Genomic DNA, 22,234 nt, shown 5'->3' with positions numbered 1-22,234 from the left:
TGCCGCCGGACGAGCCTGGCCCGTGAACTGCCGCCCCCCGAGAGCAGCATGCACGTCCCGGTGTGGCTCGGCGGGGTTCCCCCCTCACCACAGGGATGAACGGCACATCGTAGTCGAGGTCCGGCGTGTTGGCCCCCGCGGTCCTCGAGCGGCCGGAGCGTGAGGGGGAGCCCGGCTCACGGGCGCGGCGTCAGTTCTCCGCGATCTCGGCGTACAACTGGGAGAGTTCGGGGGCGCCGCTCTCGGCCCAGTCCCGCCCGGCGCCGACCACCCGCACCTCGCGGCCGGAGGCCAGCCGTACGACGGGCTCGCCCTCGGGGCGGATCAGCCAGGCGGCGCCGGGCACGTTGCGCACCACGACCGTGCCCAGGTACAGACCCGCGTCATTGCCCAGCCAGGGCAGGACCTCGGGATCGTCGCGCCAGCGCGGGACCAGCTGGTCCAGGGCCTCCAGGGAGCCCGGGGTGTCGTCGAGGCGGACGCCCGCCCGGGCCGCCTGCGAGCGGAGCAGTTCGCACTCGGACAGCAGCGCGGCGACGCCCTCGGGGTCGGAGGGAAGCGCCGCCTCGCCGTGCTTCTTGTGCCGGTGGCCCAGGAACGGAAGGTTCATGGACCCAGCGTGGCATCAGACGTCGAGGTCGACCACCACCGGCGCGTGATCGGAGGCACCCTTGCCCTTGCGCTCCTCGCGGTCCACGTAGGCGTCCTTGACGGCCGTGGCGAAGGGGGCGTTGCCGTACACCAGGTCGATGCGCATGCCACGGTTCTTCGGGAAGCAGAGCTGGCGGTAGTCCCAGTAGGTGAAGGGGTGGTCGTACTTCAGCGGGCGCGGCACCACGTCGCTCAGGCCCGCCTCGCGCAGGGAGGCGAGGGCGGCGCGCTCGGCGGGGGTGACATGGGTGGAGCCCTCGAAGGCGGCCGGGTCGTAGACGTCGTCGTCGGTCGGCGCCACGTTGTAGTCGCCCATCACGGCGAACGGGCGGCTGCCCCGCGCGTCGCCGTACACGGCCGCCTTCAGGGCCTCGAACCACCGGAGCTTGTACGCGTAGTGCGGGTGCTCCACCTCACGGCCGTTCGGCACGTACACCGACCAGACGCGGACCGGGCCGCAGGTCGCCGAGATGGCGCGCGGCTCGGTCACGCCGTCGAAGCCGGGGTCGCCGGGCAGGCCCTTGACGACGTCCTCGATGCCCACCCGGGAGAGCACCGCGACGCCGTTCCACCGGCCGGTGGCATGGACCGCCGACTCGTACCCCAGCTCGCGCAGCTGGTCGAACGGGAACTGCTCCTCGGTGACCTTGGCCTCCTGGAGGCACAGCACGTCGGTGCCGCTGCTCTCCAGCCAGGCCAGCAGCCTCGGAAGGCGGGCGGTGATCGAGTTCACGTTCCAGGTGGCGATGCGCATGCCTCACAACCTACCCGGCCCCACTGACAACGGGCTCAGACCTCCGTGGAGGCCCCGGGCGTCAGCCGCTGGTGGTCGGTGCCGCCCAGGGCGCCGATCTGGCGGTCGTAGATCGGACGGGCCAGGTCGGTGAGCAGGGCATCGTGCACGTCGTAGGCGCGCCGCGGCCGCACCTCCCGGACGTAGTCGATGACTTCGGAGATCTTGTTCCAGGGGGCCATCACCGGCAGCATCAGCGTCTCCACCGGGTGGTCGGGGACGGTGAGCGCGTCGCCGGGGTGGAAGATCTTGCCGCCGTCGACGAGATAGCCGACGTTGGTGATCCGCGGGATGTCGGGATGGATCACCGCGTGCAGTTCGCCGTGGACCTGTACGTCGAAGCCGGCAGCGGTGAAGGTGTCGCCGTGGCCGACGGTGTGCACCCGGCCCGGGAAGGCCGCCGCGATCCGCTCGGCGACGGACTTCAGCGTCCAGATCCGGGCCGCCGGGTTGTTCTCCATGGCGGCCCGGAGCCGGAACTCGTCGAAGTGGTCCGGGTGTTCGTGCGTGATCAGGATGGCGTCGGCGCCGAGCGCGGCGTCCTCCTCGCTGAACCCGCCGGGGTCGATGACGAGAGTCTGCCCCTCCTTGCCGAGGCGGACGCAGGCGTGCGACTTCTTCGTGAGCTTCATGTCTCCCCATCCTGCCCTGCGCAGGGCGGCGGGGCTCACCCGGCGGGCGTGGTCTCCTCCCGGATGACCTGCCGGGCCACCCGGAACGCGCTGTTCGCGGCCGGCATCCCGCAGTACACGGCCGTCTGCAGGAGCACCTCCTTGATCTCGTCAGGGGTGAGCCCGTTGCGCAGGGCGGCCCGGGTGTGGACGGCCAGCTCCTCCAGATGGCCGCCCGCGACCAGCGCGGTCAGGGTGACACAGCTGCGGGTACGGCGGTCCAGGCCCGGCCGGTCCCAGATCTCGCCCCAGGCGCAGCGGGTGAGGAACTCCTGGAACTCCCCGGAGAAGTCGTCGGCCTCGGCCAGCGTCCGGTCCACGTGCGCGTCGCCGAGTACCTCGCGGCGGATCTTCAGCCCGGTCTCGAACCGGTCGGGCGGTGCGGCCGGCTGCTCCGGTACGGCGGCCGGGGCGATCTCGGCGACCGGCACGGGCTGCGGCGGCAGGGCCGGGACCAGGGCGGCCGTCGTCGGCAGGACCGTCTGGCCGGTGTCGTAGGGCTGCTGCCAGGCGGTGGAGAAGTGGTGCACCAGCAGGTCGGTGACGGCCGCCGGCTGCTCGACCGGGACCAGGTGGGAGGCACCGGGGACCACGGCGAGCCGGGCGTCCGGGATGCCGGCGACCAGGGTGCGGGCCTCGGCGGGCCCGGTGACCTGGTCGTCCGAGCCGACGAGCACGAGCGTCGGCACGCCGACCCGGTCCAGCTCGGACCTGACGTCGAAGGAGGCGAGCGCCTCGCAGGCGGCGATGTAGCAGCCCGGGTCGGTGGTGCGGACCATCTGCACCGCCCACTCGGTGATCGCGGGCTGGGCGGCGGCGAAGGTGCCGGTGAACCAGCGGTCCGGCGAGGTGCGGGCGATCGGGTCGAGCCCGTTGGTGCGGACGACCACTCCGCGCTGGCGGAACTCGTCGGCGGTGCCGAACCGGGGGGAGGCCGCGACCAGTACGAGGGAGGCGAGCCGCTCCGGGTGGCGCAGGGCCAGCTCGATGCCGACCGCGCCGCCCAGCGCACAGCCCGCGTAGCCGAAGCGCTGCACGCCGAGCGCGTCCAGCGTGGCCAGCAGGCGGGCGGTCAGCTCGGCGACGGAACCGGCCGGGCGGGCCGGGGCGCCGCCGTGGCCGGGCAGGTCGAACCGCAGCACCCGCCACTGCTTGGTCAGCTCCGGCACCTGACGGTCCCACATGTGCCATGTGGTACCCAGTGAGGGACCCAAGATCAGGACCGGAGCGTCTTCTGGCCCGTCAAAGCGGTATTGCAGGGTGTTCGGTGGTGTCTCACTCACGCCCCAGACCCTCTCACGTCTCACGGACGCCCCTATAACGCGGGATCAGTAGATGCCGTCCTGACCAGGTTGAAGACCTCTCGGGCGGCATATCGCTTGAGGCATCGGATGATCTCACGCCGGGTCTTGCCCTCCTGGGTGCGGCGTTCGTAGTACGCCTGGGTGCGCGGGTCGTGGCGCAGGCGGGTGAACACGATGCGGTGCAGGGCCGCGTTCGCCCGGCAGTCGCCGCCGCAGTTGAGCCGGCGCGTGCTCCGAGGGCCAGAGGAGTACTCGACGGGGCTGACTCCGCAAAGGGCAGCAAAGGAAGCCTCGGTGTTCAGCCGCTCGGGGTTGTCGCCCATGGTGATCAGCAGGGTGACTGCGCTGTCCGGGCCGATGCCCACCGGTACGAGCAGCTGTGGGGCATGGTGTTCGACGAGCTGGGTCAGGCTTTGGTTCAGCTCATCGATCTGCCCGGTGAGCTGTTCGATGCGCTCGGCGAGCATTCTCAGGGTCGTGTGGGTGGCCTGGGCCACCGCGCCCTCGCCGTCCTCGCCGTCGCCTTGCCCGAGGCGTGCGCAGGGTGCGGAACAGCTCGCGGTTGCCCAGGCTGGACAGTCGTTCCCGCAGTGCGGGATCGGCGATGACCAAGACGGCTTTGAGCTGGTTGATCGCCTGGGTACGGGCCTTGACCGCGGAGTCCTTGGCGAGCTTGAACATCCGGGCGCTGTGCACCGGCCCGTCGCCGGACTTGGCCCGGGTCCGGGCACGACCGCTGAGCACGGCACCCGAACGCAGGAAACGCCGGCCGCCGGGCGGAAGCCAAGCCCTCTATCACAGCCTCGCGTGACGTTCACGGAGCAGCTTTTACAGGAGCTCGCGGAGGCCGGCGGCAGGATCGTCAAGAGCGGCAGCGGTCCCGACTTGGAGAAGTGGCCGTCCCGCGTCGCCGCCGTACGCAGATCCGGAAGGGTTCCGGAGACGAAGGAGCTGTACGGAAGCTGGTGCCGTGACGGGTACGAGATCAAGCTCGTCGACATCCCCGCCTGGCGACTTGCCGTCCTCGACCCCGTCCCGGTGCCTTCGCGGCTCACTCGGCCGCACGCCGTTATCCGGGCCATGCAGAACGAACGCCAGCCGCTCGGCCTGACCAAGTCCGTCCAAGGACGCGCTCTCCGACTCATCCAGGCACTGATCACCACCGCCGAGGCCGAAGGACACACCTGCTCGGCCGGGCAAACCGGCTTCGCACCCCCGTCTCATCGCCGCCGCAGGGCACATCCTCACTTCACCATCACCGCACAGGGCCAGCCAGTGGGGTTCCTCGTTCTCCAGGAACAGGACCGAGCCGAGCACGTCGCCACCGAGAAAGAACTCGCCGACGCCAAGAAGAACTCCTGGGTCAGAATCCCCCGCTTCGACTACACCCCGTCCGAACGCCTCCGATTCATCATCAGCGGCGGCCAGCCACACCGGGCGAGCGAATGGGCCGACGCTCCCGGCCGGCCCCTCGAAGAGCAGCCCGCCGAGATCGCACAGGAGGTCACGCTGCGCGGCGAAGCCGCCGAACACAGGCGCCAGGACGAGGCCGAAGCGGCACGCCAGAAGCGCATCCGCTGGGAAGCCGCCATGGAACAAGCCCGCATCCGGTACGCGGAGGCGTACCGCGTCAGACACCTCGAAGCCCAGCAAGCGGCATGGCGCCACGCCACCCGACTGACCGAGTACGTGAGCGCGGTACGCACACGAGTCGAGGCCATGCCACCGGGGCAGACCAGAACCGAAGCCGAAGCATGGATCAGCTGGGCAGCAGCCACCGTGGACCGCCTCGACCCACTGAACACACCGCCCCGGTTGCCCGACGTTCCCAGCCCACGGGCCGACGACCTGAAACCCTTCCTCGGGCACTGGAGCCCCTACGGCCCCAGCTACTGAACGTTCGCTCCACAAAAGCGTCCGGCCCGCCGAGTACGTGGCGCGCGACACGCGCCGCTATCAGCGGTGCCGGAACCCGACGGCCTCTCCTTCAGCTCCCGCAAGGACAACCTGCGAGGGTGCGCCCCTGAAGGTGCCGCCGATCGTGGGTTTTAACGCACCCTTGATGCCCTTCTGACGTACGGCACTGCCGACGCCGCCGACCGCGCGCCTAGCATCGCCGGTTGTGAGGCTGCTGCCCAAACGCGTGCTCGTCGGCCATCCCCTGCGGACGACCCAGCTCGGCGAGACCCTTCTGCCCAAGCGGCTCGCGATCCCGGTCTTCTGCAGCGACCCTCTCTCCTCGGTGGCGTACGCGACCGAGGAGATCCTGCTGATCCTGGCTCTGGGCGGCACGCAGCTACTGCACCTGTCCTGGTACGTCGCCGCGGCGATCATCCTGCTGCTGGTGGTGGTGATCTCCTCCTACCGGCAGACCTGCTACGCCTACCCCAACGGCGGCGGCGCGTACGCGGTCAGCACCGACAACCTCGGCCGGACCGCCGCCCTGACCGCGGCGAGCGCCCTGCTGGTCGACTACGTCCTGACGGTCGCCGTCTCCGTCGTCGCCGGCATCGCCGCCATCACCTCCGCCGCACCGTCCCTGTCGACGTACGCGGTCGAGCTGTCCGTCGGCTCCGTCGTGATGCTGACGCTGATGAACCTGCGGGGCGTGAAGGAGTCGGGGCGGGTCTTCGCCGTACCGACGTACGGGTTCGTCCTCGGTATCTACGTGATGTTCGCCTTCGCGGCCGTACGACTGGCCACCGGCGAAACGATCCGCGCCGAGTCGGCCCACCTGACCATCCACGCCACCGGCACCTTCACCGGCGTGGCGCTGGTCTTCCTGGGCATGCGGGCCTTCGCCTCGGGCTGCACCGCCCTGACCGGCGTCGAGGCGATCAGCAACGGCGTGCCCGCCTTCCGCAAGCCCAAGAGCCACAACGCCGCGACGTCCCTGGCGATCATGGGTCTGATGTCGATCACCATGTTCGCCGGCATCACCGTCCTGGCCCTGCTGTACAAGGTTCACGTCGCCGGCAATCCGACCGAGCTGGGTCTGCCGGCTGACGCATCGACGCCCACCGCGCTCGCGCAGATCGCCAAGGCATCCTTCGGCACCGCGACGTTCCTCTTCTACTACGTGCAGGCGTTCACCGCGGGCATCCTGATCCTGGCCGCCAACACCGCCTTCAACGGCTTCCCGCTGCTCGCGTCGCTGCTGGCCCAGCACCGCTTCCTGCCGCGCCAACTGCACAACCGAGGCGACCGGCTGGTGTTCTCCAACGGCATCATCCTGCTGGCGCTCGCCGCGATCGGCCTGATCATCGCCTTCGACGCGGACGTGTCCTCGATCATCCAGCTCTACATCGTCGGTGTCTTCGTCTCCTTCACCCTCTCCCAGGCCGGCATGGTCAGGCACTGGAGCAGGGAGCTGGCCGGGACGACGGACCCCGCCGTCCGGCGCCGGATCCGCCGCTCGCAGGCCATCAACGCCACCGGAGCATTCTTCACCGGGATTGTGCTGGTCATCGTGCTCGCGACGAAGTTCCTGCACGGCGCGTGGATCGTCACCATCGCCATGCCGCTTCTCTTCCTCGCAATGCAGGGCATCCGCCGCCACTACGACCGCGTCGCGCGGACACTCGCCGTGCCCGCGACCGCAGGCCCCCAACCGCCCGCCCGCAACCACGCGATCGTGCTCGTGTCCCAGATCCACGCCCCCACTCTGCGGGCCCTCGGCTACGCCCGCTCCATCCGCCCACACCGCATCGAGGCACTGAACGTGTCGATCGAGCCGAACGAGAGCGACGAGCTGAAGCGCCAGTGGGACGAGCACAACCTGGATGTGCCGCTCGTCGTACTGGACTCCCCCTACCGTGAGGTGACCCGCCCAGTCCTCGACTACGTCCGGCGGATCCGCCGTGAGAGCCCCCGCGATGTCGTCACCGTGGTGGTACCCGAGTACGTACTGGGCCGCTGGTGGGAGCAGCTTTTGCACAACCAGAGCGCTCTGCGGCTCAAGGCCCGGTTGCTGTTCATGCCCGGTGTGATGGTCACCAGCGTTCCCTACCAGCTCGACCAGGCCGCCCAGCGGCCCAGCGGGACCCGGGCAAGCTGACGGTCGGCATCCGGCGCTCGGCCGGGAGGATGTGCGTGGCACTCGGGTGAGGTCAGGACAGTCCCGACACCCGTAGGACCCCCTGCAGCGCCTCGTCGTCGATACGGTGGCCCAGCCGTTCCAGGACCTCGGCTCCCTGACGCAAGGTGCCGCGTTCCAGGGAGCGGCGGACGCCCGTGTCGAGTTCGTGCCAGAGCAGCGGGTTGGCGGTGAGGACGCGGGGGTCGAGTTCCAGCCGGTTGCCGTGGACATCCCGCAGGACCAGGTGCGAGGAGACGCCGGCGTATTGCCATACGGCCGTCAGCGCGTCCGTGCGGACCATGCGCCGGCGCCAGGGCGTGCGGACCGTCAGCCAGCCGCGGCCCGCACTCACCCGCTGGGGAAGCAGGACGGCGCACACCGCGGCCGACAGGGTGACCCAGAGCAGGGCGCGCAGAGGCGTCAGGCTCCCCGCGTCCCAGTCGACCAGGAGGCTCAGGGCGCAGAACATCAGGGCACAGCTCAGCGCGAGCCGGGCACTACCACGCCAGTGGCGATCGCCGGCCGAGCCTGGCGGTCCGCTCCGTCGCATGGCGCCGACGCTAGGCGCCCGCACCCGGTGCGGCGACCGCTGCTTACGGGCCCCTAACGCGTACGGGCGAATCTTGACGGGATTCTGACGCGGTCGCCGGAGCCGGTCCTCAGCCGGTGTGCACGCGCGGGCGGCGGACACGGTCCGGTTCTGCCTCGCGCAGCACCTCGCGGGTGACCGGGGCGACCTCGCCCTGGCCGAAGAGGAAGAAGCGCAGGAAGTTGGCGAAGGGGTTGCCCTCGGTCCACTCGAAGTAGATGTGCGGGGTGCAGCCGGTCATGTCCCGGGCGTGCAGGACGAGGGCCGCCAGGGCATTGGGGATGGAGGTGGACTCCATGGTCAGGACGCGGTAGCGGTCGTGCAGGACCTCACCGCGGACCGCCAGGCTCTCCTCCTCGAACTCGGAGGGGTCGGTGACCGTGACCTCGACGAAGACGAAGTCCTCCTGCTCGGGCATGTCGTTGTCGGCGCGGATCTGCTCGACCTTGTCGCGGTACTCGGCCTTGTCGCGCTGGTCCGGCTCGTTGGCGATGAAGCGGAGCTTGCGGCTGGCCATGTCCCGGATGAATCGTTCCGCCATCGGGTCCAGTTCGACGTGCGTGACGCGCAGCTCGAAGGCGCGGGCCAGCCGGGACAGCAGCGAGACCAGGATGATGGCGACGATGAAGCAGGCACCGATCTTCACGCCGTCCGGGCGCTCGACGATGTTGGCGCCGGTGACATAGAGCAGGACCGCGGTCACGACCGAGAAGCCGATGAGCCACCCGCGCTGGCCGGCCCGGTGGGCGGCGATGGCCACCGCGATCGAGGCCGAGGACATCAGGACCAGCACGCCCGTGGCGTAGGCGCCGCCCTGCGCGTCGACACTGGCGTTGAAGAGCCAGGTGATCAGGAAGGCGATCAGGGTGAAGACGATCACCATGGGGCGCACGGCGCGTGCCCACTGCGGCGCCATGCCGTAGCGGGGCAGGTAGCGCGGCATGAGGTTGAGCAGGCCGGCCATGGCGGAGGCGCCGGCGAACCACAGGATGGCGATGGTGGAGAGGTCGTAGATCGTGCCGAAGGTGCCACCGAGGTATTCGTGCGCCATGTAGGCGAGCGCACGGCCGTTGGCCTGGCCACCCGTCTTGAACTCCTTCGCCGGGATCAGCACCGTGGTGATGAAGCTGGTGAGGATCAGGTAGATGCTCATGATCACGGCGGCGGTGGTCAGCAGCTTCCTGGTGTCCCGGACCCGGCCCCTGGGGTTTGCCTCGGTGTCCTCGGGGTCGCCCTGGATGTGCGGCATGACCGCGACGCCGGTCTCGAAGCCGGACACGCCGAGGGCCAGCTTCGGGAAGACCAGCAGAGAGACGCCGATCATGGCGAAGATGTTCCCGTGCTCGGCGGTCAGGCCGTTCGTCCAGTCGGTGACCACATGGCCCGCCGTGACCACGTGCCACAGACCGACGGCCACCACGACCGCGTTCAGGCCCAGGTAGGCCACCACCAGGACGACCGCGACGCCGATCGCCTCCATGAAGCCCTTGAGGAACACCGCGCCCAGCAGGGCGACGAGGAACAGCGTGACCAGCATCTGCTGGTTGTGCAGCAGGCTGTTCATGTGCGGGTTCTCCACCAGGTGGGTGGAGGCGTCGGCCGCGGACAGGGTGATGGTGATGACGAAGTCGGTGGCGGCGAAGCCGAGCAGCGCCAGGACGAACAGCTTGCCCTTCCAGAAGGACAGCAGCCGCTCCAGCATCGCGATCGAGCCCTCACCCCGGGGGCTTTCCACGGCCACCCGGCGGTAGACCGGCAGAACGCCGAAGAGGGTGACCACGACGAGGACGATGGTGGCCACCGGAGACAGCAGTCCGGCCGCCAGGGCGGCGATGCCCGGCTGGTAGCCGAGGGTGGAGAAGTAGTCGACACCGGTCAGGCACATCACCCGCCACCAACGCTCTCCCGCGTGCGGCGCACCCGCCTCGGCGTACGGCCCCTGCTGGTGCCCGGCCCGGTCGGACAGACCCTCCAGCATCCACGTCCGCAGTCGGCTCGGCGGCGGGTGTTCGGTGGTGGCCATCGACGTGCTCTCCAGATGTGCGGCTCAGCGGCTCAGTTGGGATCCGGCCGTCCCCCGGACGGCGGCATCAGCTAAGCAGAGAGTGGCCCATGGGCCCGTGAGCGATCTCACGGAGCGCGTCAAGCTTCCGTTAAGACCGGCCGCGCCACAACCGGTGGCACATCAGGATCAAGAGGCAACCATTGCCAAGGCGCGGGCTGGACTGTAAGAGGGAGCGCGCCGACCAGGTCGTATCAGCGGCGGAGATCCAGTGTCGTGTCGTACGAGGTCTCGTTGCCGCCTCGCAACCAGGTGAGGCGAAGCCGCAACCTGCTCGCGTCCGGATGCAGGGACGGCTGGGCGGTGAAGCTGCCGTCGGTGTGGGTGCCGTCCGGGTGGGCGCCGTAGGCGCCTCCGCGATCGTCGTACTCGTTGCCGAGGTCGTCCATGGCCTCCAGCACCGGGAGGGCGAGGGCGCCGTCGCCGGACTCGGGCAGCGGCGGCGTGATGCGGTAGTGGAAGGTGAAGGAGTCCTCACCGCGCTTGAGCCGGGTGACGGTGAGTTCGTGGCTGCCTTCGAGGATCGGGAGAGTGAGGAGAGGGGGCTTCCTGGGCATCGGCGCTTCCTTCTCTGTGGGCTGATCGCTATGCGCTGAGCCGATCGTGTGACACCGGGCTTCCCGCCGCGTAGTGGACGTACTCGCGGACCAGGCGGAAACCGGCGTTCCAGGCCAGGAGGCGGCTGGCGCGGTTGTGGAGGGAGCAGTTCCAGCTGGGCGTGTGCCCGCGGGACGTGATGTCTGCGCAGGGCGAGGACACAGGCCAGGGCAAGGTGGTGCCCCCTGTGGTCCAGGACGGTGTAGACGGCCACGTCCTCGTAACCGGTGCCCCGGAAGTAGGTGCAGGCCACCGCCTGGATACGGCCGGTGCGACCCACCGCGGCCCAGGCGTGGCCGGAGGCGGCGAGACCGCGCGGGCCGCCCCAGCTGGCCGAGAGCCAGGAGGCGTCCGGGCCCAGGGCGTGCACGGCGTCGGTATCCGCCAGCTCCAGTCGCCGTACGGTGACCGCTTGCGGGACGGTGGTGGGCTGGGGCGTGGCCTGGAGCGTCCAGATCATGCGCTCTCAGGGGGTGAGCCGGTCGAAGGCGGCGCCGAGGGCGGGCAGGAACCCGGCCGGGGCCTCGACGCGGTTGCCGGCCAGCGGGGCGAGGACGCCTGGCATGAGCTCCTCCGGGTCGCCGCGCAGGACGACGTGGCCGGCGCAGGAGACGGCAACCGTGCTCGGCTGGACGGGCCGGCCGGCCCACCACCGGCCGATGCCCGTGGCCACCACGTGTTCGCCGATGGTGGCAGGGCCGGGTGAGTTCGTGGGGAACCAGCGCGCGAGTGCCCGGCGGTCGGGCGGAGAGATTGGGATCATCAAATGCCTCGTGGAGGGTTGGGAGATGGGACACGGATCGGGCGGGCGACCGGGGGTTACTGTTTCCCCGTCGCCCGCCCCCGTGGTGCCTCGGTCAGCTCTGGCCGGCCTTGCTGCCGTGGTTGGCCTTCTTCTTGCGGGCGCGCTTGGACATGTGTGTCAAGTCCTCTGAGAGCGGGGGTTCTTCAAGTGGTCCGTCCGCCAGCTTGTTCAGGCGCTTGACCGTGCGGTCCTCGGTCGCGGCCAGGGCCGGTTCGACACGCTCGTCGCGGTCGTAGTAGGCGCCGTTGACGATCGCGACGGCCGGGTCGCACAGCCGGACCACGTGCGCAGGGCCCTCGGCCGCAGAGACGCCCTCATGCGAGTACAGGGGCAGGAGCGCGGTGTCGCAGACGCCCGGGTGGACAGACACGGCGGTCACGCGCGGGTCGGCGGCGAACACGGTCAGCGCCAGTTGGGATTGGGCGTAGGCGGCGAGGCGGGAGTAGCGGCGGGCCCGGTTGGGGTCGGCCCACTGAATCGACCCGGTGCGGTGCAGGGAGGACGAGACGTTGACGACCCGGCCGCCCGGGTCGCTGGTGAGCGACGGCTCCAGCAGGCAGGTGAGCAGGTAGTGGGCGAGGAAGTTGACCTGGAAGGCGATCTCGTTGCCGTCGACGGTGACGGTGTGCCGCTCCGGGGCGGGCATAGCGTGCCCCCCTCGGACACGCACCGGACCGCCTTCGCGTCACCGCGGAGTAGGGACTCCGCCCGTCGTGCGGGACCAAGACGTCTATGACCCCAGCGGCGGCCGACAACGAATCTAATCTCGCTCGCCACTCCAACCGGTGCGGCGAGCACAGAATTTGCGGCACTCATACGGCGCCGCGCAGGCCCCCGTCAAAGTGCCGTCAAACAAAGCTGATTCGCCATCAGGGAACCGTCAAGACAAGTCAGGGGTGGCCGAATCCGGTCGCAGACTGATCAGCAACGGGGGACGGGCGACCGTCCGTGGCGGTGACGTTGGAGGGACCGTGGCTCTCACGGCCGGATCAGCGCAAGGTTCTCGGACCGAGCAAGGAGCACCGCCACGGACTGTGGTCGCCCAACCCGGGGGCAGCCCCGGACCGCGAAGACGAGGGTATTCGCGGACAGCCGGACCGGGTCCGGGGCTGCGCCTGGGGCAGAGAACCGTGGCCGCGCGGGCCGCTCTGCGCCGCCGCTTCTGGGCCACCGTGCCCGCCCGGCTGCGCCTTCTGCGCGCGGCCACGCTCCTGCTCGCCACCGCGGTGACGGCACTGCTGACCGTCGCCGGTCTGGCCGCGAACGGCACCTGGGACAGCGTCGCCGGGCAGGACGCGCCGCGCACCACCAGCGCCGCCGACCTCAACCTCGCCCTGAACGACATGGACGCCCAAGCCGCCAACATCCTGCTGTCCAACGGCGACGCCGGGAAGGGCCGGCTGGGCACCCCGTACGACAAAGCGGTCGGCTTCTACGGCAGCTCCCGGCGCGAGATCGGCCACGACCTGCGGACCCTCGCCGTCGCGGCCCAGGGCGACCGGTCCGACGAGAAAACCGTCGAAAACCTGACCGACGACTTCGCCGAGTACCAGGAGCTGATCGGCCGCGCCCTGGAGAACGACGGGCGCACCGGAGGCAAACCGGCCGCCCTGGCCGACTACCGCAAGGCCACCGACCTGCTGCAGGGCAAGCTGCTGCCCGAGTCCCGCACGCTCGTCGCCTCCAACAACCGAGCCTTCAACGCGGAGTACGGCGCCGCGCGGTCCGCTCTTTCCGCCCAGCTGGCGGCCACCGCCGCGCTGGGCGTGCTCCTGCTGGCCGTCCTCGGCCTTCTGCAGTGGTACCTGAGCCGGCGCTTCCATCGGATCCTGAACCCACCCCTCATCGCCGCGACCGTGTGCACGCTGCTCGCGGTGATCCTCGGCACGCAGATGCTCACCTCGTCGTCCGGGGATCTGCGCGGCGCCCGCCGCGACGCCTTCGACTCCGTCGTTGCCCTCTCCCGCGCCCGCGCCATCGCCTACGACGCCAACGCCGACGAGAGCCGCTACCTCCTCGACCCGCAGCGCCGCGACCAGTACGCGGAATCGTTCCTCACCAAGTCGCAGCAGCTGTACGGCGTCCAGGGCGCGACTCTCGACACGTACGACGCCGGGCTGGCCAGCAGCTGGCGGGTGTACCGGTCCGATCACCACGATCTGCGCTTCACCGGCGAGTTCCGGCGCGAGCTGGACAACATCACATTCCGGGGTGAGCGGGCCGCTGCGGAGAAGACCGTGGAGACGTACGCGGTCTACCAGCGTGACGACCGCCATATCCGCACGCTGGTCGCTCAGAAGAAAGAAGGACAGGCCGTGTCCTTCTGCATCAGCTGGGAGCCGGGCATGTCCAACGCGCACTTCGGCGCGTGGATGGCCGCCCTGGACCAGCTCACCGGCATCAACCGGGCACACTTCACGTCGTCGGTGAGCGACGGCCGCTCGGCGGTGAGCAACCTGCTGCCCTGGGCGGGCGGCCTGCTCCTCGCAGCGATGGCGTTCACCGCGCTGGGGTTGCGACCGCGGCTTGCGGAATTCCGCTGACCGGTCACAGGTGGCCGAGGTGGCGCTCAGGCGTCCGTGAGCCGGGCTTCTTCCAGGTCCAGGGAGCGCTGGAGACGGCGGCGAGTGGTGTCGCTGATGCGGTGGGCGTCGTACAGGCGCTGCAGCTCCTCCGTCTCCACGGCGATCAGGTCGCGGCGGAGCTGGCGGTAGACGAGGTCGGCCGACTCGGTCGCCACGGCGGTGCCGTTGTTCTCGGCGAGGCGGTCGCGGGCGTCCTCCAGGCGGGCGTTCAGACCGCGACGGAGCCGGTCGAGCACGGTGTCGGAGACGGCCTCCAGCTCGGCCAGCTCCTCCAGCCGGGCCAGCCCCGCGTGGGCCAAATGGGAGCGGGCCTCGGTCTCCTCGCGTTCGGTGTGGGCAGGCTCCAGGGCGATGCCGGAGGCGCGGACGACAGGGGCGAGGGTGAAGCCCTGCACGACCAGAGTGACCACGACCACGGAGGTGGTGAGCACGAGGACGAGGGGCCGGTCGGTCAGTGCGGTGCCGCTCCTGGTGACCTCGGGGATGGACAGGGCAGCGGCCAGCGGCATCACGCCGCGGGTGCCGGCCCAGGTGAGGACCATCGGGAGCCGCCAGTTCAGTCGGTGGATGCCGCCCTTGCGCTGCACGACCGCGGACAGCGGCGCGAGCCACAGCATCCGCACGGCGATGAGCGTGGCGGCGACGGCGAGGGCGTACAGCGGCCAGGTGCGGTCGCCGTCGGCCAGCGCCCGTACCTCGGCCGGGAGGGCCAGCCCGATGAGGCTGAACACCACGCTCTCCAGGAGGAACACGACCGTGCCGTAGACGGCGTGCAGCTGGAGCCTTATGCGGGCGTTGGTGAGCCGGTCGCCCCGGCCGCCCAGGATCACACCGGCGACCACGCACGAGGTCACTCCGGAGGTGTGCGCGGCCTCTGCCAGGAGATAGGAGGCATACGGGGTGATCAGCGCGATCACCGTCTCCAGCACCGGGTCCTCTGTACGGCGGCGGATCAACATGATCACTCCGGCGACCGCCGCCCCGATCACCGTGCCGCCGCCGGCCAGCAGCAGGAACTGTCCGCCTGCCGCGCCCCAGTTCGCCGCCGCCGAGGCGATTGCGATGCCCGCCGCCACCCGCACCAGCACCAGCGAGGTGGCGTCGTTGAACAGGCTTTCCGCCTGGACCAGCACCTGCACCTTCGGTGGCAGGGCGAGCCGGCGGCCGAGCGCGGTCACCGCGACCGGGTCGGTGCTGGCCAGCACCGCTCCCAGCACGAACGCCATCTGCCAGGACAGCGGGGTGACCGTGGCCGCCACCACGGCGACGGCCGCCGCCGACGCCAGGACCAAACCGATCGCGAGGATCCCGACCGGTTTCCACACCGCCCGCAGCTCTCGCCACGGCATGTCTTCCGCACTCGCGTACAGCAGGGGTGGCAGAACGACCAGCCCGATGATCTCGGGGCTGATCTGGATCTCGGGCGTACCGGGCAGCAGCGCGACGGCAAGACCGGCGACCACGAGCAGGGAGGGTGCGGGAATGCGCCACCGGCGTGCGAAGGTCGCCACCACGGTGGCCAGAATGACCAACGCGAGAACCGTCCCGACGCTCCGCATGCCGTGTCCCCCTAGGGCTTGGCTAGAAAGGGAGCCGCCCCGGCTCCCCTGCCGACCAGACTTCCCGGCACACCGCCTTCACCCTATCGGGCCAGCTCACGTCAGAGCAGTGTCAAGGTGACCGGGTTCGGCGCCAAGGAAGCGCTAAGACGCATCCCGCACGGCTCCGGGAGGGGCTTTCTTAGGAGCAGCCCCCTTCATGAGGGGGAAATTGATCCAGTGAGCGGAGCGCGTCGGCGGCGATGAGTGACGTACGGCCCGGACGACTGAAGGTCTACCTCGGGGCGGCCCCGGGGGTCGGCAAGACCTACCGGATGCTCGACGAGGGGCACCGCCGTGCTGCCCGCGGCGCGGACGTGGTGGTGGGCTTCGTGGAGTGCCACGGCCGCCCGCACACGGAGGCGATGCTCGACGGCCTTGAGGTCGTCCCGCGCGCCTCCTACACGTACCGAGGTGGGGGCTTTGAGGAGATGGACCTGGCCGCGGTGCTCGCCCGGCGCCCCCAGGTCACGATCGTCGACGAGTTCGCGCACACCAACGTCCCCGGGGACGGGCGCAACGCCAAGCGCTGGCAGGACATCGACGCCCTGCTCGCCGTCGGCATCGATGTGATCACCGCGCTGAACATCCAGCACCTGGAATCCCTCAACGACGTCGTCGAGAAGATCACCAACGTCCCGCAGCACGAGACCGTGCCCGACGAGGTCGTACGACGGGCCTGGCAGATCGAGCTCGTGGACATGCCCCCGGAGGGGCTGCGCCGCCGCATGGCGCACGGCAACATCTACGCGCCCGAGAAGGTCGACGCAGCCCTCGCCAACTACTTCCGGCCGGGCAATCTCACCGCGCTGCGGCAGCTGGCGCTGCTGTGGGTGGCCGACCGGGTCGACGAGGCGCTGCAGGAGTACCGCTCGCAGCACGGCATCGGTGGTGTCTGGGAGACCCGGGAACGGGTGGTCGTCGCCCTGACCGGAGGGCCGGAGGGGGACACCCTGATCCGGCGGGCCGCGCGGATCGCCGCGCGGTCGGCCGGCGGTGATCTGCTCGCGGTGCACGTGGCCCGCAGCGACGGCCTGGCGGCAGGCGGGGTCTCGGCCGCGTCCCTGGCCCGGCAGCGCAGGCTGGCGGAGGACCTCGGCGGCAGCTACCACTCGGTCATCGGCGAGGACGTGTCCACGACCCTGGTGGAGTTCGCCCGTGCCGAGAACGCCACCCAGCTCGTCCTCGGTACCAGCCGTCGCGGCCGGCTGCAGCGCTTCCTGACCGGGCCCGGCACGGGCGAGACCGTGACCGAGCTGTCCGGCGACATCGATGTCCACCGCGTCACCCACGAACGGGCCGGACGCGGCGCCCTCCTGCCCTCCCGGCGCCGCACTCTGTCCACGGCCCGGCTGATCGCCGGCCCCGTGGCCGGGCTGGTCCTGCCCGTGCTGCTGACGACCGTCCTGGCCCAGGTGCGCGGGACGCTGGACCTGACCAGCGAGGCGCTGCTGTTCCTGCTTGCCGTGGTCGGTGTGGCCTGCATAGGCGGGGTCGCGTCCGCGGTGATCGCCTCGGTGACGGCTTCGCTGCTGCTGAACTACTGGTTCATCCCGCCCATCGGCTCCTTCGCCCTGAAGGACGCCAACGCCGTTCTGGCTCCCTCCGTGTTCGCGGTCGTCGCGGCCACCGTGGCCGGCGTCGTGGACCGCTCCCTGCGGCTGTCCCGCCGCTCGGCACGTGCCACCGCCGAAGCCGAGACCATGTCCTCGCTGGCCGGCGCCATCGTGCGGGGCGAGGCGACGATCCCGGCCCTGCTGGAGCGCACCCGGGAGACGTTCGGCATGGAGTCGGCGGAACTGGCGGACGAGCCACCGGACGGCGAGGGCACCACCTTCGTATCGGCTGGGCCCGGCACTTACCTGGTGCTGCGCGGCCGTACCCTCTCCTCCTCCGAGCGGCGGGTCCTGGCCGCGTTCGCCGCACACGTCGGCTCCGCGGTGGAGCGGGCCCGGCTGGCTCAGGCGGCGGCCGAGGTGGAGCCGGTGAAGGCCGCCGACCGGCTGCGCACGGCCCTCTTGCGGGCCGTCGGCCACGACCTGCGCACTCCGCTCGCCGCGGGCTGGGCCGCCGTCGCCTCACTGCGCAGCCGCGACGTCGAGTTCTCGCCCGAGGACCGCGACGAGCTTCTCGCCACGGCCGACGAGTCCATGGCCAAGCTGAACCGTCTGGTGAAGAACCTGCTCGACCTCAGCCGTCTGGAGGCCGGCGCCCTCACCCTGAACCTGCTCCCGACCTCACTGGACGAGGTCCTGCCCATGGCGCTCACCGACATCCCGGAGGTCGAGGTGACGGACGTGGAGGGCATCCCGGCGGTGCTGGCCGACCCGCCGCTGTTGGAGCGAGTGATTGCCAACCTGGTCGGGAACGCCGCCCGCCACACCCCCCAGGGTCGAAAGGTCGTGGTTACTGCCAGTGCTCTGGCAGGGCGGGTGGAGATGCGGGTCGTGGACCGGGGGCCGGGACTGGCGCAGACGGACCGGGAGCGAATCTTCGAGCCGTTCCAGCGGCTCGGTGACACCGACAACACCACAGGACTCGGCCTCGGCCTGGCCCTCGCCCGCGGCCTGACCGAGGCGATGAACGGCACCCTCACCCCCGAGGACACCCCTGGCGGCGGACTGACCATGGTGGTCTCGCTGCCGCTCGCCGAGCAGACCGTAGGGGCCGAACCCACCCAGCAGAGCGCAGGAGGTGCGCGATGAGCACGGAGACAGGCGCCTGGAGGATGCTGCACGGCATGCATACCCCGGCCCACACCTGGCCCCTCAGGGACCGGCTGGCCCTGACGGCCGGCTTGGCCGCCCCCTTCCTGGTGGCCCTCGCGCTCGTCCCGTTGCGTACGAGCCTGTCACACACGAACGCTGCCCTGATCCTCGTCGTGGTGGTGGTCGCCGTGTCCGCGCTGGGCAATCGTACGGCGGGCGTGGTCGCGGCCCTCTCGGCGGCGGCCTGGTTCGACTTCTTCCTCACCCGGCCCTACCAGACCTTCGACATCAACGCCTCGGCGGACATCGAGACGGCGGTGCTGCTGCTGGTCGTCGGCGTGATCGTGTCGCAGCTCGCAGCGAGAGCCCGTCGGCTGGAGATCATGTCGGTGACCGACGCGGCACACCTGGCACGCATCCACCGCACGGCCGACCTCGTGCAGTCCGTCAACTCGGCGGACACCGTGGTCGACCACGTCCGCACCGAGCTGACCGACCTGCTCGGCCTGCGTGCCTGCCGCTTCGAGTACGGCACCCTCATGGGACGGCCGCCGCGCCTGGAGAAGGACGGCAGCGTAACGGTGGGCCGCCGTACCTGGAATCCCGACACGGACGGCTGGCCCGAAGGCGAGATCGAACTGCGCGCCTACGGCAACGGCCACTACCTCGGCCGCTTCATGCTCACCCCCGGCCCAGGCGCCGTCCCCCCGCTGCAGTCCCGGCTGGTCGCGATGACCCTGGCCGACCAGACGGGGGCCGCGCTGGACACGTCCGGGCCGGTACGCGGATGGTGAGACCGGACGCGACGGATTTCCTTACGCGTTCCTGACGCCTGACGGGCCATTCGGTGGAACGACGCCGCGCCTCACGCCGTTCCTCTCCGATGTGACGTCAACTCTCCATCTCCAGCCAGAAATTGGCCAGCGCTCCCAGCACATGGTGATCTGTGGCGACGACGGACTCGCGCACCGCCTCGCGCTCGAACTGGACGCTGTGTGCGGCGAGGTCGTCACCGTGGTGCTGCCCTCCCAGGAGGACGAGTTCGGTGCCGAAATCGCCGCGCTGCACGCCGACCCGCGCTCCCCCGTCGAGTTGCTCGTCTCCGCCCGCCCGGACGAGCGGACCCTGCGGGCGGCCGGGGTCGAGCGGGCCGCCGCGCTCGCCCTCACCTACCGCGACGACCAGGTCAACATGACCGCCGCCCTGCTGGCTCGCACCCTCAACCCGTCGGTACGGCTGGTGGTGCGGATGTTCCACCACGAGCGCGGCCGGCACCTGGAACGGCTGCTGGACCGCGCCGCCGGCCTGGCCCCTGAGGCGGCGCAGGACACCTCCACGACGGTGCTGTCGGACGCCGACACCGCCGTACCGGAACTCGTGGCGGCAGCCGCCGTCGGCCACGGACACACCCTCCAGGTCGAGGGCAAGGTCTTCCGCGGTGTCGTACGCGCGGCCGGGGCGCAGGCACAGGCCACGGACCTGGCCACGCTCGCCGTCCTGTCCGGCGCCCACCAGGACGACCCGGCGAGCCAGGACAGCCCGGAGACACCCGGCGAGGACGGCACCCAGCTACTGCCGGACGCCCAGACCGCGTACCACCGCCAGTTCACGCACGGCCGGCTGATGCTGGAGGAGGTCACCCACCACCACGCGCCCGACCCTGCCCAGCGACAGCGGCGCGCCCGCCCCGGTGCCTGGCTGCGGGCACGCCTGGCGCACCTGCCGTGGAAGGTGTTCCTCTCCCGCGAGCTCACCGCCGTCTTCGGCGCGCTCGGCGCCATGGTGCTGGCCCTGGCCGGCGCGACCGCGCTGTTCGCGGACGAGCACCCGTGGTGGAAGAACCTGTACCTGCCGATGCTGGACATCTTCACCATGGGCGACCCTGCCACGAACGAGTCCGTCGCCCGCCGCATCCTCCAACTCGTCGCCGGTTTCGTCGGCTTGGCCGTACTGCCACTCGTCGTGGCCGCGACGTTGAACGCCACCGACGCCTTCCGCGCCGCCTCCGCGAGCCACCCGCCCGACGAGGACACGACCGGCCACATCGTCCTAGTCGGCCTCGGCAAGATCGGCACACGGGCGCTGGCCCGGCTGCGCACCACCGACCACCAGGTGGTCGTGATCGAGCGCGACCCGCACGCGCGCGGTGTCACCCTCGCCCGTGAACTGGGCGTGCCGCTGCTCCTGCAGGACGCCACGACCCCGGACGTGCTCGACCTCGCCCGGGTCCGGCACAGCCGCTCCTTGCTCGTCCTCACCCGCGACGACGGCCAGAACCTGGACATCGTCATGGCCGCCCGGGAGCACAATCCCGCGGTCCGCGTGGTCATGCGGCTGTACGACGACGACTTCGCCGCGACCGTCCAGCGCACCCTGCGCGCCTCCTACCCCGACGCGCTCACCCGCAGCCGAAGCGTTTCCGCGCTGGCCGCACCCCCCTTCGCCGCCGCCATGATGGGCCGCCATGTGCTGGGTGTGATGCCGGTGGAACGCGGCTCGCTGCTGTTCACGTGCGTGGATGTGGCCGGGCATCCCGAACTGGAGGGGCGCTCGGTGCACGAGGCGTTCCGGGAGAACGAGTGGCGGGTACTCGCCGTCGGCGCCGCCGGCCCTTCGGCGGCCTCGTCCTCCTTGGATACCCTCACCGGGCTCCGTCCCGACCGGTCCGGCTTCGACTGGCGCCCTGCGCAGGGGCGGGTGCTGCGCGCCGGCGACCGTGTCGTCCTGGCGACCACCCGGCGCGGGCTGGACATCCTCATGACGGGCGTGCAGCCGCATCCCTCGTCGGATCCACGGTGCTGAGGGACGCCCGGGAGAATTACTCCAGTCCGGATGCCTTCAACACGGCCAGAGCGGTCTCGCGGTCGACGCGGGCAGCAAGCCGGCACAACGCGATCTGCCCGCACGACAGCAGACCCTCGGCTGCCGCTTTCCGGGCGCCCTCCTCGAAGCGGTGCCACAGGGCGGGATTGTTCACGAGCACGTCGGGGTCGATCTCGACACGCGCGCCGTAGGCGCCCCGCAGCAGGAGCCGCCGGGAGACACCGTCCAGGCAACGCACGGACACCAGTTGGTCGGTCCGTACCCGGCGTTCGCCGAGCAGCCGCCGAGAGGCCACCCAGTTCCCGCCGCCTGAGACACGGGCGGGCAGCACGAGGAAGAGCAGGAGAGCGAGCGCAAGCCACAGCAGAGCGCGCCAGGGCGTGGACCGGCCCGAGCCCCAGTCGACGAGCAGGAGCAGGGTGAGCAGTGCGCCTGCGCACCGGACGGCGTCCCTCACGTCCCGTGCCCAGCGACGGTCGTACACCACGTCCCCGGATGATGCCGCCCCGGCGCCGACCGGCGACCTGCGCACCTTCTCACCGCGTCCCATGCCGGTGACGTTAGAGACGCCGAGGACCGGAAAACATCGTTTCGACGCTGTTCTGATGAGGACCGCACAGTCCTCGGCCGCTCACCCGCCAGAGTTACCAGCCGGTAGGAATCACCAGCCGTAAGAGTTCCGTCAAAGCCGTGGGTGCGGCCGTAAGAGGGCCGTCAACGAGCGACCGAATCCGGCCAGAGACAGGGTTTCCTCTAAGCGTCCATGTTCCACCCCCGAACCTCTTCAGGAGTTCACGATGGCCGATCTGGCCTTCGTCGCCGTCACGGTCGCGGTCTTCGCGCTGGTGGCTCTCGTCGCCCGGGGGGTGACGAAGCTGTGACCGCCGAGAACATCGTCGGCCTGGTCGTGGCCGTCGCCCTCTTGGGCTATCTCGTCCTCGCCCTGATCTTCCCGGAGAGGTTCTGAGCA

Annotated in this window: 18 protein-coding genes and 1 pseudogene; 7 read left to right on the top strand and 12 right to left on the bottom strand. The window is 70.6% G+C overall.

The window, feature by feature from the left end; all coding sequences use genetic code 11:
- Nucleotides 1–190 precede the first annotated feature (190 nt).
- Genes AC5WRT_RS21930 through AC5WRT_RS21910 form a run of 5 tightly spaced genes read right to left on the bottom strand, consistent with a single transcriptional unit; the run spans nucleotide 191 to nucleotide 3,916 of the window.
- The gene (locus AC5WRT_RS21930; protein WP_496095172.1) at nucleotides 191–610 is read right to left on the bottom strand and encodes a DUF6278 family protein; all 420 of its coding nucleotides are present in this window, start codon (nucleotides 608–610) and stop codon (nucleotides 191–193) included.
- 15 nt (nucleotides 611–625) lie between these two features.
- Nucleotides 626–1,405, bottom strand: coding sequence for an exodeoxyribonuclease III (locus tag AC5WRT_RS21925; RefSeq protein ID WP_496095171.1), 780 nt, complete (start codon nucleotides 1,403–1,405; stop codon nucleotides 626–628).
- Between the two features lie 35 nt (nucleotides 1,406–1,440).
- Nucleotides 1,441–2,076 carry an MBL fold metallo-hydrolase gene (locus AC5WRT_RS21920; RefSeq protein WP_496095170.1) on the bottom strand — a complete coding sequence of 212 codons (636 nt, stop codon included), beginning with the start codon at nucleotides 2,074–2,076 and terminating at the stop codon, nucleotides 1,441–1,443.
- A 35-nt stretch (nucleotides 2,077–2,111) separates the two neighbouring features.
- Nucleotides 2,112–3,398 (bottom strand): bifunctional 3-oxoadipate enol-lactonase/4-carboxymuconolactone decarboxylase PcaDC, encoded by a 1,287-nt coding sequence (gene pcaDC / locus AC5WRT_RS21915; protein WP_496095169.1) that lies wholly within the window; start codon nucleotides 3,396–3,398, stop codon nucleotides 2,112–2,114.
- Between the two features lie 32 nt (nucleotides 3,399–3,430).
- A complete protein-coding gene (locus AC5WRT_RS21910; RefSeq protein ID WP_496100524.1) occupies nucleotides 3,431–3,916 on the bottom strand; it encodes a transposase in 486 nt (161 codons plus the stop codon).
- Nucleotides 3,917–4,226: 310 nt separating this feature from the next.
- Here AC5WRT_RS21910 and AC5WRT_RS21905 point away from each other — a divergent pair, with 310 nt between their 5' ends.
- Together AC5WRT_RS21905 and AC5WRT_RS21900 are read left to right on the top strand one after the other, a co-directional pair.
- Entirely contained in the window at nucleotides 4,227–5,315 is a 1,089-nt protein-coding gene (locus AC5WRT_RS21905) for a hypothetical protein (protein ID WP_496095167.1), read from the top strand.
- A gap of 226 nt (nucleotides 5,316–5,541) precedes the next feature.
- Nucleotides 5,542–7,476 (top strand): APC family permease, encoded by a 1,935-nt coding sequence (locus AC5WRT_RS21900; RefSeq protein ID WP_496100523.1) that lies wholly within the window; start codon nucleotides 5,542–5,544, stop codon nucleotides 7,474–7,476.
- Nucleotides 7,477–7,528: 52 nt separating this feature from the next.
- Here AC5WRT_RS21900 and AC5WRT_RS21895 read toward each other — a convergent pair whose 3' ends face one another.
- The 5 genes and pseudogenes from AC5WRT_RS21895 to AC5WRT_RS21875 form a co-directional block, all read right to left on the bottom strand.
- On the bottom strand, nucleotides 7,529–8,047 hold the full coding sequence (locus tag AC5WRT_RS21895) for a hypothetical protein (RefSeq protein WP_496100522.1): 519 nt from the start codon (nucleotides 8,045–8,047) through the stop codon (nucleotides 7,529–7,531).
- 109 nt (nucleotides 8,048–8,156) lie between these two features.
- Nucleotides 8,157–10,109 (bottom strand): APC family permease, encoded by a 1,953-nt coding sequence (locus tag AC5WRT_RS21890; RefSeq protein WP_496100521.1) that lies wholly within the window; start codon nucleotides 10,107–10,109, stop codon nucleotides 8,157–8,159.
- A 233-nt stretch (nucleotides 10,110–10,342) separates the two neighbouring features.
- Entirely contained in the window at nucleotides 10,343–10,705 is a 363-nt protein-coding gene (locus AC5WRT_RS21885; protein ID WP_496095163.1) for a hypothetical protein, read from the bottom strand.
- A gap of 506 nt (nucleotides 10,706–11,211) precedes the next feature.
- Complete coding sequence (locus AC5WRT_RS21880; RefSeq protein WP_496100520.1) at nucleotides 11,212–11,508, bottom strand: hypothetical protein; 297 nt, start codon at nucleotides 11,506–11,508, stop codon at nucleotides 11,212–11,214.
- A gap of 196 nt (nucleotides 11,509–11,704) precedes the next feature.
- A pseudogene (locus tag AC5WRT_RS21875) lies at nucleotides 11,705–12,196 on the bottom strand (Rossmann-fold NAD(P)-binding domain-containing protein); the annotation flags it as partial.
- Between the two features lie 484 nt (nucleotides 12,197–12,680).
- On the opposite strand from AC5WRT_RS21875, the gene AC5WRT_RS21870 reads away from it, so the two are divergent.
- The gene (locus AC5WRT_RS21870) at nucleotides 12,681–14,093 is read left to right on the top strand and encodes a GlnX family signal transduction membrane protein (RefSeq protein ID WP_496095162.1); all 1,413 of its coding nucleotides are present in this window, start codon (nucleotides 12,681–12,683) and stop codon (nucleotides 14,091–14,093) included.
- 26 nt (nucleotides 14,094–14,119) lie between these two features.
- Here the strand turns inward: AC5WRT_RS21870 and AC5WRT_RS21865 are convergent, their stop codons facing one another.
- The gene (locus AC5WRT_RS21865) at nucleotides 14,120–15,694 is read right to left on the bottom strand and encodes a Na+/H+ antiporter (protein WP_496095161.1); all 1,575 of its coding nucleotides are present in this window, start codon (nucleotides 15,692–15,694) and stop codon (nucleotides 14,120–14,122) included.
- Nucleotides 15,695–15,936: 242 nt separating this feature from the next.
- Between AC5WRT_RS21865 and AC5WRT_RS21860 the strand changes: the two genes are divergently transcribed.
- The 3 genes from AC5WRT_RS21860 to AC5WRT_RS21850 all read left to right on the top strand — a co-directional run bounded on the left by AC5WRT_RS21860 (nucleotide 15,937) and on the right by AC5WRT_RS21850 (nucleotide 21,243).
- On the top strand, nucleotides 15,937–18,438 hold the full coding sequence (locus tag AC5WRT_RS21860; RefSeq protein ID WP_496100519.1) for a sensor histidine kinase: 2,502 nt from the start codon (nucleotides 15,937–15,939) through the stop codon (nucleotides 18,436–18,438).
- On the top strand, nucleotides 18,435–19,235 hold the full coding sequence (locus AC5WRT_RS21855) for a DUF4118 domain-containing protein (RefSeq protein WP_496095159.1): 801 nt from the start codon (nucleotides 18,435–18,437) through the stop codon (nucleotides 19,233–19,235). The genes AC5WRT_RS21860 and AC5WRT_RS21855 overlap by 4 nt, the downstream gene beginning before the upstream one ends.
- Before the next feature lie 91 nt (nucleotides 19,236–19,326).
- Entirely contained in the window at nucleotides 19,327–21,243 is a 1,917-nt protein-coding gene (locus AC5WRT_RS21850; protein WP_496100518.1) for an NAD-binding protein, read from the top strand.
- 16 nt (nucleotides 21,244–21,259) lie between these two features.
- Here AC5WRT_RS21850 and AC5WRT_RS21845 read toward each other — a convergent pair whose 3' ends face one another.
- Nucleotides 21,260–21,814 carry a hypothetical protein gene (locus AC5WRT_RS21845; RefSeq protein ID WP_496095157.1) on the bottom strand — a complete coding sequence of 185 codons (555 nt, stop codon included), beginning with the start codon at nucleotides 21,812–21,814 and terminating at the stop codon, nucleotides 21,260–21,262.
- A 327-nt stretch (nucleotides 21,815–22,141) separates the two neighbouring features.
- Between AC5WRT_RS21845 and kdpF the strand changes: the two genes are divergently transcribed.
- Nucleotides 22,142–22,231 carry a K(+)-transporting ATPase subunit F gene (kdpF, locus tag AC5WRT_RS21840; protein WP_016434100.1) on the top strand — a complete coding sequence of 30 codons (90 nt, stop codon included), beginning with the start codon at nucleotides 22,142–22,144 and terminating at the stop codon, nucleotides 22,229–22,231.
- The last annotated feature ends 3 nt before the right edge of the window (nucleotides 22,232–22,234 follow it).

This window comes from Streptomyces sp. NTD91, assembly GCF_059510455.1.
Note: the sequence above shows the minus strand (reverse complement) of the source record. Positions and strands in the feature narration are given on the sequence as shown.

What these genes read in the sequence shown, in the direction of transcription:
- AC5WRT_RS21880 (WP_496100520.1), bottom strand. Translation starts at nt 11,508, where the DNA reads ATGATCCCAATCTCTCCGCCCGACCGCCGGGCACTCGCGCGCTGGTTC.
- AC5WRT_RS21895 (WP_496100522.1), bottom strand. Translation starts at nt 8,047, where the DNA reads ATGCGACGGAGCGGACCGCCAGGCTCGGCCGGCGATCGCCACTGGCGT.
- AC5WRT_RS21885 (WP_496095163.1), bottom strand. Translation starts at nt 10,705, where the DNA reads ATGCCCAGGAAGCCCCCTCTCCTCACTCTCCCGATCCTCGAAGGCAGC.
- AC5WRT_RS21865 (WP_496095161.1), bottom strand. Translation starts at nt 15,694, where the DNA reads ATGCGGAGCGTCGGGACGGTTCTCGCGTTGGTCATTCTGGCCACCGTG.
- AC5WRT_RS21920 (WP_496095170.1), bottom strand. Translation starts at nt 2,076, where the DNA reads ATGAAGCTCACGAAGAAGTCGCACGCCTGCGTCCGCCTCGGCAAGGAG.
- AC5WRT_RS21860 (WP_496100519.1), top strand. Translation starts at nt 15,937, where the DNA reads ATGAGTGACGTACGGCCCGGACGACTGAAGGTCTACCTCGGGGCGGCC.
- AC5WRT_RS21845 (WP_496095157.1), bottom strand. Translation starts at nt 21,814, where the DNA reads ATGGGACGCGGTGAGAAGGTGCGCAGGTCGCCGGTCGGCGCCGGGGCG.
- AC5WRT_RS21890 (WP_496100521.1), bottom strand. Translation starts at nt 10,109, where the DNA reads ATGGCCACCACCGAACACCCGCCGCCGAGCCGACTGCGGACGTGGATG.
- AC5WRT_RS21925 (WP_496095171.1), bottom strand. Translation starts at nt 1,405, where the DNA reads ATGCGCATCGCCACCTGGAACGTGAACTCGATCACCGCCCGCCTTCCG.
- AC5WRT_RS21930 (WP_496095172.1), bottom strand. Translation starts at nt 610, where the DNA reads ATGAACCTTCCGTTCCTGGGCCACCGGCACAAGAAGCACGGCGAGGCG.
- AC5WRT_RS21855 (WP_496095159.1), top strand. Translation starts at nt 18,435, where the DNA reads ATGAGCACGGAGACAGGCGCCTGGAGGATGCTGCACGGCATGCATACC.